The sequence below is a fragment of the Oceanibacterium hippocampi genome (assembly GCF_900172325.1).
Classification (GTDB): domain Bacteria; phylum Pseudomonadota; class Alphaproteobacteria; order Sneathiellales; family Sneathiellaceae; genus Oceanibacterium; species Oceanibacterium hippocampi.
Genome location: NZ_FWFR01000002.1, coordinates 304,313 through 320,845 on the forward strand (window position 1 = coordinate 304,313; position 16,533 = coordinate 320,845).

Genomic DNA, 16,533 nt, shown 5'->3' on the forward strand with positions numbered 1-16,533 from the left:
CCTGTTGTCGTTCTGGTTATCGCCGGTAGGACGGGTGCCAAGAGGTCACTGCCCTCTCGAGAAGCGCCAGTCCCCCATAGAACATGCTGCCGAAAATCGCCGCGACGGCGATCGTCGCCCAGACCATGTCTATGTTCATTCGACCGACCTCGGTCGAGATTCTGAATCCCATTCCGACGATCGGCGTTCCGAAGAACTCTGCAACAATCGCGCCGATCAGCGCCAGCGTGGAATTGATCTTCAAGGCGTTGAAGATGAACGGCATCGCGTTCGGCAGCCGCAGGAACAGCAGGGTCTGCCAGTATCCGGCGGCGTAGGACCGCATCAGGTCCCGTTCCATGCTGCCGGCGGCGTTGAGGCCGGCCAGCGTGTTGATCAGCATCGGGAAGAAGGTCATCACCACGATCACCGCCGCCTTGGACTGCCAGTCGAAACCGAACCACATCACCATGATCGGGGCGATGCCGATGATCGGTATGGCGCTGACCAGCGAACCGAGCGGCAGGAGGCCGCGCTGCAGGAACGGCACCCGGTCGACCAGGACCGCGATCAGGAAGCCCGAGCCGCAGCCGAAGGCGAAGCCCGAGAGCACCGATTTCATCACCGTCTGGTAGAAGTCGGCGCGCAGCGTGTCGGTGTTGGCAACGAAGACCTGGGCGATCTGGCTCGGCGCCGGCAGCAGGACGCGCGGGATGCCGAAGCCCTGCACGACGATCTCCCAGAGATAGAGCAGCCAGAGTCCGAAGAGCGTCGGGACGATCAGCGCGTAGATCCCGCTTTCCGTGCCGTCGCGGGTCAGGACCTCCATCGCCCGCCAGGCACTCAGGCCGAGCGCGCCGACGAAGATCCAGAGGCCCCAGCCGGCCGTGCCCGGCGCCTGCATGACGATGTCGAGGCCGCCGATGGCGGCGGCGATGGTCACGGCGGCGAGCGCGAGCCCGCTTGCCGGTCCGCCGGCCAGCCCGCGCCGGTCGGCCACCAGCCAGCCCGCCGCGGTGGCGATCAGCAGCGCGATGGCGAACAGCGGCCAGCCGCCGGTCCACCAGTGACGGACCGTCTCGCCCGCAGCCGCGTCGCCGTGGCCGGCCGGCAGGGCGAACGCCACGAGGCCGAGCAGCAGCGCGCCCGCGACCGGCAGATCGATCGGCACGGCATTGCCCCGGCTCATCGCTGCGCCCCCATTTGCGACAGCACTAATCGTTCGATCGCGCTGACCGCGAAGACCAGGACCATGCCGAGCAGGGAGGCGACGACGAGCGCCGACCAAATCTGGATCGTTTGCCCGTAGTAGGAGCCGGCAAGCAGCCGGGCACCGATCCCGGCGACCGCGCCGGTCGGCAATTCGCCGACGATGGCGCCGACCAGGCTGATCGCGATCGCCACCTTCAGGCTGGTGAACAGGAACGGCACCGAGGCCGGCAGGCGAAGCTTCCAGAAGACCTGCATCTGCGAGGCCGAATAGGTCCGCATCAGGTCGCGCTGCATGACGTCGGGCGACCGCAGCCCCTTCACCATGCCGATCGTCACCGGGAAGAAGCAGAGATACATCGAGATGATCGATTTCGGGATCAGGCCGACCAGATTGACGCTCGCGAGCACGACGATGATCATCGGCGCGATCGCCAGGATGGGAATGGTCTGGGAGGTTATGACCCAGGGCATCAGGCTGCGGTCGAGGGTCCGCACATGGACGATGCAGACCGCGATCAGGACCCCGAGAACGGTGCCGAAGACGAAGCCCAGCAGGGTCGCCGAGGCGGTGATCCAGGTGTGATAGACGAGGCTCCGTTTCGAGGTGATCTTCTTCTGGAAGACCGTCTCGTTGATCTCGACGGCGATCTGGTGCGGCGCCGGCAGGATCGGACGCTCCATCGACCAGGTGGCATCGACCAGTTCGGCCGTCGTGTAGGTCTTGCCCTGGCGCTTGAAGGTGTCGCGCACGATGTCGGCATTCATGAAGATCGCGCCGACATACCAGGCGATCAGCAGGCAGCCGAGCACGGTCAGAATCGGCAGCGTCCGCCCGTCCCGCAACCGGGCCCAGAGGCCCGGCGCCGGGCGCCCGCCCGCGGTGGCGGCGTCAGTCGTCATAGGAATGCCCGGCCCTGAGCCCCTCCCGCACTTCATGCGCGATGGCGAGGAATTCGGGCGTCTCGCGGATGTCGAGCCGGCGGTCGGCCGGCAGGTTGCAGTCGATCACCTTCAGGATCCTGCCCGGCCGGGGCGACATCACGACGATCTTGCTCGACAGGAAGACCGCTTCGGGGATCGAATGGGTGACGAAGACGACGGTCTTCCGGGTCTGCGCCCAGAGCTGGATGAGCTGCTCGTTCAGGTGATCGCGGGTAATCTCGTCGAGCGCGCCGAACGGCTCGTCCATCAGGAGGAGATCGGGATCGAAGCAGAGCGCGCGGGCGATCGAGACCCGCTGCTGCATGCCGCCCGAGAGCTGCCACGGCATCTTCTTGCCGAAGCCGCCGAGATTGACCAGGTCGAGATAATGCTCGATGCGGCGCTTCCGCTCGGCACGCGGAATTCCCATGATTTCCAGCGGCAGGGCGATGTTGCGCTCGACGCTGCGCCAGGGATAGAGCGCGGCCGCCTGGAAGACATAACCATAGGCCCGCCGCTCGCGGGCTTCCGACGGCGTCATCCCGTTGATCGAGATCGTCCCGCCGGTCGGCTGTTCGAGATCGGCGATCACCCGCATCAGGGTCGTCTTGCCGCAGCCGGACGGTCCGATAAAGGAAACGAATTCGTTCTCGCCGATCGTCAGGTCGACATTGGCAAGGGCATGAACCGGCCCGTCCGCGGTCTCGAATACGAGCGATAAATCGCGCGCCTCGACGACCGTCCGGCGGCCTTCCGCGGTTCTGTCGATGGCTGCCGCCTGGGCAACGGTCTTGGTCATGAAACTACCCGTCAGACATCTGGAATTGCGGCGCGGCCGGCGCCGGCAGGGCCGCGTCGGCCGGCCGGCCGGCGCTGCTCGTCACGACGTTACCGCACCGCACAATTTCGGGCAAACGGTCAGGACAGCGCGTTCGCGCGTTCGAGCACCGCATGCAGCAGCACGTTGCAGCCGGCGGCGATATCGGCGGACGTTGCGTTCTCGACCTCGTTATGGCTGATCCCGTTCTCGCAGGGCACGAAGATCATCCCCGTCGGCGCCACGCGATTGATGTAGCAGGCGTCGTGGCCGGCGCCGGAAACGATATCCATATGGCCGAACCCCGCCAGTTTCGCCCCTTTGCGGACCGCGTTCACGCAATCCGGGTCGAAGGCGACGGGCGGCGAGTACCAGATCTGCTCGAACGCCATCTCGACGCCGATCTCGGCCGTCACCTTGTCGCAGAAGGCCCGCAGTTCGGAATCCATCTGCGCCAGGGTATCGGCGTCGGGATGACGGAAATCGACGGCGAAGAAGACCTTGCCCGGTATCGTGTTCCGCGAATTCGGGCTGACCTGCATCAGGCCGACCGTGGCACAGGCGTAGGGCTGATGCGCGAGGCCGATCCGATTGACCTCGCCGACGATGCGCGCGGCGCCGACCAGCGCGTCCTTGCGGACCTTCATCGGCGTCGGGCCGGCGTGGGCCTCCTGCCCGGTCAGCGTGATCTCGTACCAGCGCTGGCCCTGGGCGCCGGTAACCACGCCGATGGTCTTCTCCTCCGCCTCGAGGATCGGCCCCTGCTCGATATGCGCCTCGAAGAAGGCCTTGATCGGGCGGCCGCCGACCTCGCGATCACCGGCATAGCCGATCCGTGCCAGTTCCTCGCCCATCGTCTTGCCGTCGAGATCGGCGCGGCTGAGCCCGTACTCGAGGTCGAAGGCCCCGGCGAACACGCCCGAGGCGACCATCGCCGGGGCGAAGCGCGAGCCTTCCTCGTTGGTCCAGACCGCGACCTCGACCGGCGCTTCGGTTTCGATCCGGTGATCGTTGAGCGAGCGGATCACCTCCAGGCCGGCGAGCACGCCGTAGACGCCGTCGAACTTGCCGCCGGTCGGCTGGGTGTCGAGGTGGCTGCCGGTCATCACCGGCGGCATGTCCTCGTTCCGGCCGGGCCGCCGGGCAAAGATGTTGCCCATCTTGTCGACGCTGACGCTGCAGCCGGCCTCCTTGCACCAGGATACGAACAGATCGCGTCCCGCCTTGTCGAGATCGGTAAGGGCGAGACGGCAGACGCCGCCCTTCTCGGTGGCGCCGATCTTCGCCATCTCCATCAGGCTCTGCCAGAGCCTGTCGCCATCAACCTGCAAATTCTGCACCCGGCCAAATCCCTGTATTCGATTGTTGATCCAGTTTCTTAGCGGTATCCGGTCGGCGCTTCTGCGTCACCGCCCGGGTACCGGTGCCACCCTACTCCGCCGCCTGCCGCATCGGGTTGCGCGGATCGTCCTTCCAGGTCACGTAGGGCTTGTTCTCGTCCACGCGGTGCATGGTGATGCAGCCGTCCACCGGACAGACATGCATGCAGAGATTGCAGCCGACGCACTCCGATTCGACGACCTCGTAGCGCCGCGCCCCGTCGACGCGCATCGCCGCGATCGACTGGTGCGAGGTGTCCTCGCAGGCGACATGGCAGAGCCCGCACTTGATGCAGAGATCCTGGTCGATCCTGGCGACGATCTCGTAGTTCATGTTGAGATCCTGCCAGTTGACGTAGTTCCGGGTCGCCAGGCCCCGGAAGTCCTCGATCGTCCGGTAGCCCTTTACGTCCATCCAGTCGTTCAGGCCGGTGATCATGTCGTCGACGATCTTGAAGCCGTAATGCATCGCCGCGGTGCAGACCTGCACGGTTGTCGAGCCGAGCGCGATGAATTCCGCCGCATCGCGCCAGTTCGAGACCCCGCCGATGCCCGAGATCGGGATGTTCCGGCATTCCGGGTCGCGGTCGATTTCGGCCACCATGGCGAGCGCGATGGGCTTGACCGCCGGGCCGCAATAACCGCCATGGGCGCCCTTGCCGTCGACCGTCGGCGTCGGCGCCATCACGTCCAGATCGACCGACGCGATCGAATTGATCGTGTTGATCAGCGAGACCCCGTCGGCGGTGCCCGCGACCGCGGCCCGGGCCGGGCCGAGAATGCTGGAGACGTTCGGCGTCAGCTTGACCAGGACCGGCATCCGCGAATGCTTCTTGCACCAGCGGGCGACCATCTCGACATACTCCGGCACTTGGCCGACGGCCGATCCCATGCCGCGCTCGGACATCCCGTGCGGACAGCCGAAATTGAGTTCGACCCCGTCCGCGCCGGTCTCCTCGACCTGCTTCAGGATGGTCTCCCAGCAGGGCTCCTCGCACGGCACCATGAGCGAGACGACGATCGCCCGGTCCGGCCAGTCGCGCTTGACCTGCTTGATCTCGCGCAGGTTGACCTCGAGCGGACGGTCGGTGATCAGCTCGATATTGTTGAAGCCGGTCATCCGCTGGCCGTCGACGGTCAGCGTGCCGTAGCGCGAGGAGACGTTGACGACCGGCGGGTCGAGCCCGAGCGTCTTCCAGACGACGCCGCCCCAGCCGGCGCGTAGCGCCCGGACGACGTTGTATTCCTTGTCGGTCGGCGGCGCGCTGGCCAGCCAGAACGGGTTGGGCGACTTGATGCCGCCGATTTCGCAGCGCAGATCTGCCATTGTCCCTCTCCTTCGGCTCAGCGCAGGAAGCGGTCGATCGCGTGCGCCGCGACCTTGCCGTCCTGCACGGCCTGAACTGTGAGATCCTCGCCCGTCGCGACGCAGTCGCCGCCGGCGAAGACACCGCGCAACGAGGTCGCGCGGTCGTCGTCGATCACGATCTTGCCGCCGTCGAGCGCCAGCACCTGGTTGCCGCCCTCGACCAGCGGGTCGGGCACCAGCATCTGGCCGATCGCCTTGAAGACCTGGTCGGCCTCGATCGTGAAGGTCTCGCCGGTGCCGGCAAGCGTGCCGTCGGCGCCGCGCCGGGTATATTCGAACTCGACGCCGGTGACCTTGCCGCCGGTCCCCAGGATACGCACCGGCCTGGCCCAGAGTTTCAGCCGGACGCCGTTCTGCTGGGCGAATTCCTGCTCGTGCCAGGTGGCGCTCATGTCGTCGGCGCCGCGCCGATAGACCAGTGTCACGTCCTCCGCGCCGAGCCGCTTCGATTGCACCGCGACATCGATCGCCGTGTTGCCGCCGCCGATCACCACGACGCGGCGACCGACCGGCAGCGTCGTCAGATCGTCAGCCTGGCGCAGCGCGGCGATGAAATCGACCGCGTTGACGACGCCGGACAGGCTCTCGCCCTCGTCGCCGAGGGCCCGGACACCGGCGAGACCGCAGCCGAGAAAGACCGCATCGTGATCGCGCCGGAGCGCAGCCAGCGTGACGTCGCGGCCAAGCGCCTTGCCGCACTCGACCGTGATGCCGCCGATCCCGGTAATGAAATCGACCTCGGACTGGGCAAATCCGCCCGGGACCTTGTAGGCGGCGATGCCATATTCGTTGAGCCCGCCGGCCCGCTCGCGCGCCTCGTAGACGGTTACCTCGTGTCCCAGCATCGCGAGCCGATGAGCGCAGGCAAGCCCGGCGGGTCCCGCGCCCACCACCGCGACATGCTTGCCAGTCGGCTCGCCGCGCTCGAACGGCTGGCCCTCGCGCGCCATCAGCCAGTCGGTCGCATACCGCTGCAGGGCACCGATCTGGACCGGCTTGCTCTCCTGGGTCATGCGGACACAGGCTTCCTCGCACAGGATCTCGGTCGGGCAGACCCGGGCGCAGGCCCCGCCGAAGATATTCTCCTCGAGGATATTGACCGCCGAAGCGCGCACGTTGTCGGTCGCGATCTTGCGGATGAAATTGGGAATGTCGATGCCGGTCGGGCACGCCTCCATGCAGGGCGCGTCATAGCAGAAGTAGCAGCGACTGGCTTCGATCAGGGCCCGGCGCCGATCCAGCGGATCCTTGACGTCGGTGAAATTCGCCGCCACGTCGACGGCAGACAGCCGCCCGGCCGCAATACCCGAACTTTCGCTCATTCCACGCCTCTAACCTGTATGATCCAGACCGGTTATTCCGATCTTCAATCTCTTTTTCATTTATGAGCTTAGTGGTAACCTGACCAAACGGTCAAGAAGTTTGGCGCCGGCGCGGATCCCGCTTTTGCGACATCCGGCCGGAACGATAAAACGGGCCAGGCGTCGGTGCGCGGCAGGCTCGCAGGGAACCAAGGGATGAAGGAACGCCGTCAGTGAACGAATGCACTGCCGAAACCACGGACAACAGCCCCGGGCGAATTCGCCAGCTCAACGAGGCCCGGATCATGCAGGCTGCCGAGCAGGTCTTCGCCGACGCCGGATTCCGCGGCGCCACGACTGCGGCGATCGCCGAGCGGGCCGGCCTACCAAAGGCCAATGTCCACTATTATTTCAGAACGAAATCAGAACTTTATCGGGCTGTTCTCGATAATATCCTGAAGCTGTGGCTGGATGCCCTGCATGACATCACGGCGGACGACGACCCGCGCGAGGCGCTCACCCATTACATCGAGGCGAAGGTCGAACTGTCCCGTTCCCAGCCCGAGGCGTCCCGGGTCTTCGCCAACGAGCTGATCCGGGGCGCGCCCCGGCTCAAGCGGTACCTGTCGAACGAACTGCGCGACTGGATCGACGCCCGCGTCCCGGTCATCCAGGCATGGATTGCCCAGGGCAAGATCGCCCCGATCGATCCCTATTTCCTGTTCTTCAATATCTGGGCGATGACCCAGACCTACGCCGATTTCCAGTCGCAATGCGCCGCCGTGCTCGGCCGCGGCGACAAGCTGAAGCCCGAGGACTACGACCGCGCCTCGGCGGAAATCGTCACGACCGTCATGCGGGCGCTGGGGCTGGAAACGGCCCCGACCGGCGCGCGACACGGGGGCGACGACTGAGCCGCCGCCCCGTCCCGCTATTCCGACGCCAGCATCTGCTGGAACATCGTGCAGGCCAGCGCGTCGTCCCGCTGTTCCGGCGAAAGCTGGCTCTCGGGCATCGCCAGCAACTGCTCGCAGCGGCCATCCTCGATCGCTGTCGTGGCGAGCGTCTGGCCGAACCGGACAAGGCATGAAACCAGCGTTTGCTTCTCCTCCGCGCTCATGGTTTCCGGCGTGAGGTTGCGCGCCTCCATGTCGCGGACACGGGTCCGGCAGCGGGCATATTCGCGACGCAGGTCTGATTGCGGTTGTATCCCGGCCGCGCTGTTTCCCGAGTAGGCGGCGGCCCCCGACGACAGGGCGGCGAGCCCGCTCTGACCGGCCAGCATGGTCGCGATATAGCCCTTCCATTCGAGCAGGCTCAGTTCGTGCCGCCCGTTCGCGTCGCTGACCGCCTTGCCGACCAGTCCGGTCTCGTCCGGACCGATTTCGGCTTCGTGGAAGATCACCGTCTGGTAGTTCTGGTCGGTCGAGGTGAGCTTCAGCTCGTAGGTGTCATCGTCGCCGTCGTCGAACTCGTGCACCTTGTTGCCGGCCCGGGCGAGCGCGCAGACCATCCTGCCCAGTTCGACCTTGCCGTCGGGTCCGAGAACGATCCGTTTCCGGTCGCGGGAGCCGAGATCCGCCTCGTCCTGCACATCGCGGCATTCCTTTTCCCGGACTGCGGTCAGGATATCCGCCGCCCGCTTCTGGCTCGCCGCGACGAACGGCCCCAGGTCAGCACTCATCCCGTCGACGGCAAGCGACTGAACCGCCGCGTCTATGGTCGCGATCGATTCAGCGTTCTCGGGCAGATCCGCCAGATAATCCTGGTATTCCTCGAAGGCGCCCTCGGCCACGGTGGCCCGCGCCTTGCGGTAAGCCTGGTCGAAAGGCAGCCATTCGATCGGACGGAGGAATCGTGCGTAATCGGCCCGTCGTTCCGCGGCATAGGCGGAGAGCGCCTTGAGGCCCTCCAGGTCGTCGTCGAAATCCGACAGGCGCTCGATATCCGGCTTCAGGTATTCCCTGGCGATCTGTTCCCGTTTCGTCCCGACCGCGATATTGAGCTGCCGCCTTTCGTCCTGGTCGAGTGCCGCGAGGCGCGGGTCATTGACCAGACCCTGCAGGGCATCGAGGCCCGCCCGGTCGACGCTGACGCCGGCAATGGCGCCCTGGTTCTCCTCCAGCGCAGCCAACGCCTCGTAATAGTCCTCGAGCGCCGGAACATTCTGCTGTAGGCGCGCCGCCGGACCGCGAGCATTCGCGCCACGGTTCCGGTAGAGTTCCAGCAAGGCGGGATCACCCGACCGGGCCCGTGCCTCGCACGACTGGTAGAGCCGGTCATAGGCGGCGGCATCCGCCTCGTCCCAGTCTCGGATTGACCGGCCGAATACCGGGACGATCCGGTCGTCGAGCATGAAGAGATAGAATGGCCCCTGCCGGGTGTTGCGCGCCCTCGACCAGTCGATCGTCGCGCCCCAGCGGAACAGGTCCTCGCAGGTCGGCGGCTGAAATCCGCCTGACGCGGCGAGTGCGGCACGGATCGCCTCGCTCCGCCCTTCAACGGCCTTCGCGATATCCGCGCGTTCCGCGTCGTCGAGACCGTTGCCGAAGCGAGTGTCGATCTCGGACATCATCTCACGGGTCGACAGCAACCCGTCCGCGCTCTCCGGTGCATTGGCGATCTCGGTCCGCACCTCGTCGAGGAGCCCGACCTTGATCTCGTCGCGCCGCGCGTTGAGGCGTCCGGTCGTCTCGGCCCATTCCTCTTCGGGCATGTAGACGACCTGCTGGCCCAGCGTCCGGATCGCCACCGCCGCCTCGGGCGTGATCTGGCGCCGCGGCGCCCGCCCCACGATGTCGGCGCCGACGCCCGGCAGATCGCCGAGCGCAAGGTAGAATTCGGCGCTCGCCGGGGCGGCGAGCAGGACGGCCTCCCCTTCGGCAACCGCTGCCCGGGCCCGCTCGATCCGGACGACGGCGTTGCGGATCTCCTTGTTGACCGCGTTGCGCGCGACATTGAACCGGCCCTCGACATCCTTGTCCTTCGCGCGACGCGCCTCCTTCCCGCAGCCGGCCAGGGCAACGTTCAGTGCCTTGACGTCCTCGCTGCTCCAGTCGATCGCGCGGTTTCCGAAGACCCCGGTGCTCAGTTCGTCGCCGAACAGGCCCGAAAGCGACATCGTTTCATTGACCCGCCTGGGCTCGGCCGCGGTCCCGCGTTCGATCCAGCCGGACAGGCCCTCGCAATCCGGAATCTCGAAAGCCGCCGCCGTCATCGGCCACGCCAGGACCACCAGACCAGCGCATGCAGTCGCTGCGCCGACAAAATGCCGCCACATCTCGCTCTCCCTTCCCCGAAAACCGCCGAATCGGGCGTGTATCCCGCCATTCGGCCACGACCCCCAGCCGCGATCCGAGTATGCCGCCGCGTGCGCGGGAAGGAAATTAGGAAAGCGTGATTCTGTGACCGGCGATACGGCGCTCAGCTCCCCTGAAGCTCGTCCTTCAGGATCTCGAGTTCGAGCCAGCGTTCTTCGGCCGCGGCCAGTTCCGCACGTGCCGCGTCGAGGGCGCCGGCAAGCTTGTGGAAACGGTCCGGGTCACGGCCATAGAGCGTCGGATCGGCAAGCGCCTTCTCCTGCCTGGCGATCTCCGCCTCCAGCGCCGCGATCCGCGCCGGCAGGCCCTCATACTCGCGCTTGTCCTTGTAGCTCAGCCCGCTCCGCCGGGCCGGCGCCTTCTGCCCCTTCTCCGCCGGAGGCGAGCCGGCCGCGGCCGCCTTCCGTCCGGCGGGTTCGCGCCGCGCTGTCCTGGACCTTTCTCTCTGGTAATCCTCGTAACCGCCCACGTATTCGGCGATTTCCCCTTCTCCCTCAACGGCGATCAGGCTCGAGACCGTGCGGTCGAGGAATGCCCGGTCATGGCTCACGATCAACACCGTCCCGTCGAAATCCGCGAGTTGCTCTTCCAGGAGTTCGAGGGTCTCAAGATCCAGGTCGTTGGTCGGCTCGTCGAGAACCAGGAGATTGCAGGGCCTGGCCAGCAGGATCGCAAGCAGGAGCCGGTTCTTTTCGCCGCCGGATAGGGATCGAACCGGACTGCGCGCCTGCGCCTCCTGGAACAGGAACTGTTTCAGATAGGCGACGACATGGATCGGCCGGCCATGCACCATCACGGAATCGCCGCCGCCGGGCGCCAGCGATTCCCAGAGTGTCGCCTCGGGGTCAAGCTGGTCGCGGCGCTGGTCGATATGGACGATCTCGAGCCGGGTGCCGTGCCGGACCGTGCCGCTGTCCGGCGCGATCTCGCCCAGCAGCAGGCGGAGCAGCGTGGTCTTGCCGGCCCCGTTCGGGCCGATCACGCCGACCCGGTCGCCCCGCATGATCCGGGTCGAGAAGCCATCGACGATCGTGGTCGTTTCGCCGTCGCGCTTGAAGCGCTTCACCAGGTCGGTTGCCTCGATGACCAGCGCCCCGCTCGCCTTGCCGGTTTCGAGATCGAGCGCGGCCGCCTTGTCGGAACGGGTCCGCTCCTGCCGCTCGCGCCGGAGATCGTGCAGGCGGCGAAGCCGGCCCTGATTGCGCCGCCGCCGGGCGGTAACGCCGCGCGCCAGCCAGCGCTCCTCGACCTCGATTTCCTTGGCAAGCCGGGCAAGCGACTGCGCTTCCTCCTCGCGGAGTTTCTCGGACCAGGCTTCGAACGTATTGAAACCGGCCTCGTTGACGCGCAGCGTGCCATCCTCCAGCCAGTAGGTCCGCCGGGTCAGCCGGGCCAGGAAGGCACGGTCATGGCTGACGATCACCGTGGCCGCGCGGCTGCGGGCAAGCTCGCCCTCCAGCCATTCGATGGTCGGCAAGTCGAGGTGGTTGGTCGGCTCGTCGAGAAACAGCAGGTCCGGCTCGCCGATCAGGGCCCGGGCAATCGCCGCGCGCCGGGATTCGCCGCCGGAGAGCGTCAGCAGCTCGGTCCCGCCGTCGAGCGAGACGGCATCGAGCAGGCGGCGCACGCGATAGTCGTCCGCCGCGACATCGCCCTCCTCCAGCCCCTCGGCGATGTAGCCCGCGACCGTCAGGCCCGGGACCCGCGGCAGGTCCTGGGCGAGATAGGCCGCGCGCGCGCCCGGCTTGATGAAGCGGTCGCCGCCGTCGGCCTCGATCCGCCCCGCCATGACCTTCAGCAGCGTCGATTTGCCGCTGCCGTTCCGCCCGAGCAGCGCGATACGGTCGCCGGGCTGGACGGCCAGCGAGACGCCGCGGAACAGTTCCTTCTCGCCAAAGCCAAGACGCGCTTCGCGAAGGGTCATCAACGCCGTTGCCATGGTCGAACAGGAACTCCGGTAGGGGATGGGAAGACTGCGCGTGCCGACAGGCCGCGTCCGCGCGATGGCGGCGCACCATATCGGATCGGCCGGGGTTCCGCCAAGGGCGGCGCGCGGTGCGGAGATCCCTTTCCGCGCCCTTGATTCCGTCCGGCGACTGCGCAATATGGCCTATACAAGACGAAATTGGTCAGGTATTAACCGCCCGCCATGATAAAACTGAGCAAAATGACCGACTACGGCGTCGTGGTCATGACGCAAATCGCCCAGGAGCCCGACCGGGTCGTGACCGGCCCGGACGTCGCCCTGACGACCGGACTGACGGTCCCGACGGTGGCCAAGCTGATGCGCATGCTGGCGCGCGGCGGGCTGCTGCTTTCGCACCGCGGCGCCCACGGCGGCTATTCCATGGCCCGGCCGGCAAGCGAGATCCGGATCTCGGAGATCGTCGCCGCCCTCGAAGGGCCGATCGCGCTGACCTCCTGCGTCGACGGCAGCGACCTGAGTTGCGTCGTCGAGGACAGCTGTCCGATGCGCGGCGGATGGAACAAGATCAACGGGGCGATCCGGCAGGCGCTCGACGACGTCCGGTTGTCCGAGATGATGCCGCCGATGCCCTATCCTCATGGCACGGCAAAGGGGGCAGTGCGCAAGGCGCGAGCCGCCGCCGCACTCTGAAACGCCCCAGTACGGAGACAGATCAATGGCCGTAAGTGCCGATACAGTCCAGCAGGTCGCCTCGCTCGCGGAGCAGAAGTACAAGTATGGCTTCTTCACCGACATCGACCATGTCCAGGCGCCGAAGGGCCTGAGCGAGGATATCGTCCGCTTCATCTCGGCGAAGAAGGGCGAGCCGGAATGGCTGCTGGAATGGCGCCTGCGCGCCTATCGTCACTGGCTGGAGATGAAGGAACCGGACTGGGCCCGGGTCGATTTTCCGAAGATCGACTACCAGGATCTCTATTACTACTCCGCGCCGAAATCGAAGGATGACGGCCCGAAGAGCCTGGACGAGGTCGATCCGGAACTTCTCAAGACCTACGAGAAGCTCGGCATTCCGCTCAGCGAGCAGGAAGTGCTGGCCGGCGTCCGTAACGTCGCGATCGACGCGGTCTTCGACAGCGTCTCGGTGGCGACCACCTTCAAGGCGCGGCTGGAGAAGGAAGGCGTCATCTTCGGCTCCTTCTCGGACGCGGTGAAGAACCACCCCGAACTGGTGCGGAAGTACCTCGGGAGCGTCGTGCCGCCGACCGACAACTATTTCGCGGCGCTCAACTCTGCGGTCTTCTCGGACGGCTCGTTCGCCTACATCCCGAAGGGCGTCCGCTGCCCGATGGAGCTGTCGACCTATTTCCGCATCAACGCCGCCCAGACCGGGCAATTCGAGCGCACCCTGATCATCGCCGAGGAAGGCGCCTACGTGAGCTATCTCGAAGGCTGCACGGCGCCCATGCGGGACGAGAACCAGTTGCATGCGGCGGTCGTCGAACTGGTCGCGCTGGACGATGCCGAAATCAAGTATTCGACGGTCCAGAACTGGTACCCGGGCGATGCCGACGGGGTTGGCGGAATCTACAATTTCGTCACCAAGCGCGGTGCCTGCCGGGGCCGGAACTCGAAGATCTCCTGGACCCAGGTCGAGACCGGCTCGGCGATCACCTGGAAATATCCGAGCTGCATCCTGCAGGGCGACAACTCGGTCGGCGAGTTCTATTCGATCGCCATCACCAACAACATGCAGCAGGCCGATACCGGGACCAAGATGATCCACCTGGGGCGCAATACCCGGAGCCGGATCATCTCCAAGGGAATCTCCGCCGGCCGCGCCCAGAACACCTATCGCGGCCTGGTCCGCATGGGCCCGAAGGCGGAGAAGGCGCGCAACCACACGGTTTGCGACTCGCTGCTGATCGGCGATCGCTGCGGCGCCCACACGGTGCCCTATATCGAGAGCCAGAACGCCTCCGCCCGGGTCGAGCACGAGGCCACGACCTCGAAGGTCAGCGAGGACCAGCTCTTCTATTGCCGCCAGCGCGGCATCGACGAGGAAGACGCGCTCTCGCTCATCGTCAACGGCTTCTGCAAGGAAGTGCTGCAGCAGCTGCCGATGGAATTCGCCGTCGAGGCCCAGAAGCTCGTCGGCATCTCACTCGAAGGTTCGGTCGGCTGAGGCCGGCGCGTCCGTACAGGCAGGAAAGTCACGTCATGCTGCAAATCAAGGATCTGCACGTCACCGTCGACGGCAAGGAAATCCTGAAAGGTCTCTCGCTCGACATCGGCGACGGCGAAGTGCATGCGATCATGGGCCCGAACGGTTCGGGCAAGAGCACCCTCTCCTACGTCCTCGCCGGTCGCGAGGGCTACGAGGTGACGGGCGGGACCGTCCGCTATCGCGACCAGGACCTGTTCACCCTCAATGCCGAGGAACGGGCGCGCGAGGGGGTCTTCCTCGCTTTCCAGTATCCGGTCGAGATCCCGGGCGTACCGACCGCGACCTTTCTCAAGACCGCGGTCAACGCGGTCCGCCGCCATCGCGGCGAGGCCGAACTCGATGCCATGGACTTCCTGAAGTTCGTCCGCGCCCGCGCCAAGGAGCTGGAAATCGGCGACGACATGATCAAGCGCTTCCTCAACGTCGGTTTCTCCGGCGGCGAGAAGAAGCGGGCCGAGATCCTGCAGATGGCGCTTCTGGAGCCGACGCTGATGGTGCTCGACGAAACCGATTCCGGCCTCGACATCGACGCGCTGCGGATCGTCTCGGAGGGGATCAACCGGATGCGTGGCCCTGATCGCTCGACCCTGATGATCACCCACTACCAGCGCCTGCTGAACTATGTCGTGCCGGACCATGTACACGTCATGGCAGGCGGACGGATCGTCCGTTCCGGCGGCAAGGAACTCGCGCTCGAGCTCGAGGAAAAAGGCTATGCCGATATCGCGAGCGCGGCCTGAGGTGGGAAAGCGAGAGCCGATGACCAACCGCCCCGAAGGACTGCGCGCCCGCTACCTGGCGGCCTTTCCGAAGACGCTGGATGCGCTTCCCGGCGCCGAGCTCGGCTGGCTGCGAAGCCTGCGGGAGAGCGCGCTGGCGCGTTTCGCCGACCTCGACCTGCCGGAACCCCGCGTCGAGGACTGGAAATACACCAACCTCCGCCCGCTCAAGGCGTCCGACCTGGCGGTGCCGGCCAACGACAGCGCGTCTGCCGACGCGCCGTCCGGCCTGCCGCGGTTCGGCGACGGGGCCCGCCTCGTCTTCGTCAACGGCCGGCTCGATGCGGCCGCCTCCTCTCCCGCCCTGCCGGCCGGCGCCCGCCTGCTGTCGCTTGGCGCGGCGCTCGCGGAAACGCCGGACCTGCTGGAGTCTGACCTCGGCCGCCTCGTGCCGTGGCAGGGTGAAGGTGTGCTGGCGCTCAACACCGCCTTCATGCGCGACGGCTACGTGCTCGCGATCGATCCGGGCGTCGAGATCGAGACCCCGATCGAGATCGTCTTCCATGGCGGCGCGGCATCCCATGCCGCCTGGCATGTCCGGAACGTGATCCGGCTCGGCGAAGGCGCGCGGGCAACCGTGATCGAGAGCCATGTCGGCGCGCCGGACGCGGCCTATTTCAGCAATCCGGTCACCGAGATCTTCGCCGGCCCGTCGAGCGCGCTCCGCCACTACAGGATCCAGGACGAGAGCATCAAGGCACAGCACCTGGCGCATGTCGCCGCCGAGCTCGCCGAGAAGGCCGACATGGAAAGCTTCGTGCTGACACTTGGCGCGGCGCTCTCGCGGAACGAGATCCGGGTCGCGATCGAGGGCCATCACGTCGAGTGCAAGCTGAACGGCATCTACCTGCAGCGCGGCACGCAGCATTCGGACAACACCACCGTCATCGACCACAAGGTCGGCGACGGGCGTGCGGACGAGGTCTACAAGGGTGTGCTCGACGACCGCGCGTCAGGCGTCTTCCAGGGCCGCTTCATCGTCCGCGAGGATGCCCAGAAGACCGACGCGAACCAGCAGAGCCGGGCGATCCTGCTGTCGCCAAAGGCCCGCGCCGACGCCAAGCCGGAGCTGGAGATCTTCGCCGACGACGTGAAATGCAGCCACGGCGCGACGATCGGCGAACTGGACGAGGAACCGCTCTTCTATCTCCGTGCCCGCGGCATCGACACGGACACGGCACGCGCGTTGCTGGTCGAGGCCTTCCTGCGCGACGCGATCGAGAAGATCACCTGCGAACCGGTCCGCGAGGCATTCGGCAAGCGCGTGGAGGACTGGATCCGCGCGGAGAAGGAAGGGAGCTGACG

At 66.4% G+C, this 16,533-nt stretch carries 13 protein-coding genes; 5 read left to right on the forward strand and 8 right to left on the reverse strand.

Going from position 1 to position 16,533, the window contains the following annotated elements:
• Nucleotides 1-16: 16 nt before the first annotated feature.
• The 6 genes from OCH7691_RS12455 to OCH7691_RS12480 all read right to left on the reverse strand — a co-directional run bounded on the left by OCH7691_RS12455 (nt 17) and on the right by OCH7691_RS12480 (nt 6,999).
• Nucleotides 17-1,168, reverse strand: a complete 1,152-nt coding sequence (locus tag OCH7691_RS12455) for an ABC transporter permease (protein ID WP_085883862.1) — start codon at nt 1,166-1,168, stop codon at nt 17-19.
• Nucleotides 1,165-2,091 (reverse strand): ABC transporter permease, encoded by a 927-nt coding sequence (locus tag OCH7691_RS12460; protein ID WP_085883863.1) that lies wholly within the window; start codon nt 2,089-2,091, stop codon nt 1,165-1,167. Before OCH7691_RS12460 ends, OCH7691_RS12455 begins: the two co-directional genes overlap by 4 nt.
• Nucleotides 2,081-2,911, reverse strand: a complete 831-nt coding sequence (locus OCH7691_RS12465) for an ABC transporter ATP-binding protein (protein WP_085883864.1) — start codon at nt 2,909-2,911, stop codon at nt 2,081-2,083. Before OCH7691_RS12465 ends, OCH7691_RS12460 begins: the two co-directional genes overlap by 11 nt.
• Before the next feature lie 119 nt (nt 2,912-3,030).
• Nucleotides 3,031-4,269 carry a Zn-dependent hydrolase gene (locus tag OCH7691_RS12470; RefSeq protein ID WP_085883865.1) on the reverse strand — a complete coding sequence of 413 codons (1,239 nt, stop codon included), beginning with the start codon at nt 4,267-4,269 and terminating at the stop codon, nt 3,031-3,033.
• A 91-nt stretch (nt 4,270-4,360) separates the two neighbouring features.
• Nucleotides 4,361-5,635 (reverse strand): NAD-dependent dihydropyrimidine dehydrogenase subunit PreA, encoded by a 1,275-nt coding sequence (gene preA, locus OCH7691_RS12475; RefSeq protein ID WP_085883866.1) that lies wholly within the window; start codon nt 5,633-5,635, stop codon nt 4,361-4,363.
• 17 nt (nt 5,636-5,652) lie between these two features.
• Nucleotides 5,653-6,999 carry an NAD(P)-dependent oxidoreductase gene (locus OCH7691_RS12480; protein ID WP_085883867.1) on the reverse strand — a complete coding sequence of 449 codons (1,347 nt, stop codon included), beginning with the start codon at nt 6,997-6,999 and terminating at the stop codon, nt 5,653-5,655.
• 212 nt (nt 7,000-7,211) lie between these two features.
• Between OCH7691_RS12480 and OCH7691_RS12485 the strand changes: the two genes are divergently transcribed.
• The gene (locus OCH7691_RS12485) at nt 7,212-7,892 is read left to right on the forward strand and encodes a TetR/AcrR family transcriptional regulator (RefSeq protein WP_217807958.1); all 681 of its coding nucleotides are present in this window, start codon (nt 7,212-7,214) and stop codon (nt 7,890-7,892) included.
• A 17-nt stretch (nt 7,893-7,909) separates the two neighbouring features.
• Here OCH7691_RS12485 and OCH7691_RS12490 read toward each other — a convergent pair whose 3' ends face one another.
• A complete protein-coding gene (locus OCH7691_RS12490) occupies nt 7,910-10,195 on the reverse strand; it encodes a hypothetical protein (protein ID WP_139839677.1) in 2,286 nt (761 codons plus the stop codon).
• 206 nt (nt 10,196-10,401) lie between these two features.
• On the reverse strand, nt 10,402-12,237 hold the full coding sequence (locus OCH7691_RS12495; protein WP_085883869.1) for an ABC-F family ATP-binding cassette domain-containing protein: 1,836 nt from the start codon (nt 12,235-12,237) through the stop codon (nt 10,402-10,404).
• Nucleotides 12,238-12,447: 210 nt separating this feature from the next.
• On the opposite strand from OCH7691_RS12495, the gene OCH7691_RS12500 reads away from it, so the two are divergent.
• From OCH7691_RS12500 to sufD, 4 genes are read left to right on the forward strand one after another with little or no spacing between them, the layout of a single operon-like run.
• Nucleotides 12,448-12,915 carry an SUF system Fe-S cluster assembly regulator gene (locus tag OCH7691_RS12500; protein ID WP_085883870.1) on the forward strand — a complete coding sequence of 156 codons (468 nt, stop codon included), beginning with the start codon at nt 12,448-12,450 and terminating at the stop codon, nt 12,913-12,915.
• 25 nt (nt 12,916-12,940) lie between these two features.
• Complete coding sequence (gene sufB / locus OCH7691_RS12505) at nt 12,941-14,407, forward strand: Fe-S cluster assembly protein SufB (protein WP_085883871.1); 1,467 nt, start codon at nt 12,941-12,943, stop codon at nt 14,405-14,407.
• Nucleotides 14,408-14,442: 35 nt separating this feature from the next.
• Nucleotides 14,443-15,189 (forward strand): Fe-S cluster assembly ATPase SufC, encoded by a 747-nt coding sequence (gene sufC, locus OCH7691_RS12510; protein ID WP_085883872.1) that lies wholly within the window; start codon nt 14,443-14,445, stop codon nt 15,187-15,189.
• Between the two features lie 19 nt (nt 15,190-15,208).
• Nucleotides 15,209-16,531, forward strand: a complete 1,323-nt coding sequence (sufD, locus tag OCH7691_RS12515; protein ID WP_176245033.1) for a Fe-S cluster assembly protein SufD — start codon at nt 15,209-15,211, stop codon at nt 16,529-16,531.
• Nucleotides 16,532-16,533: the final 2 nt, after the last annotated feature.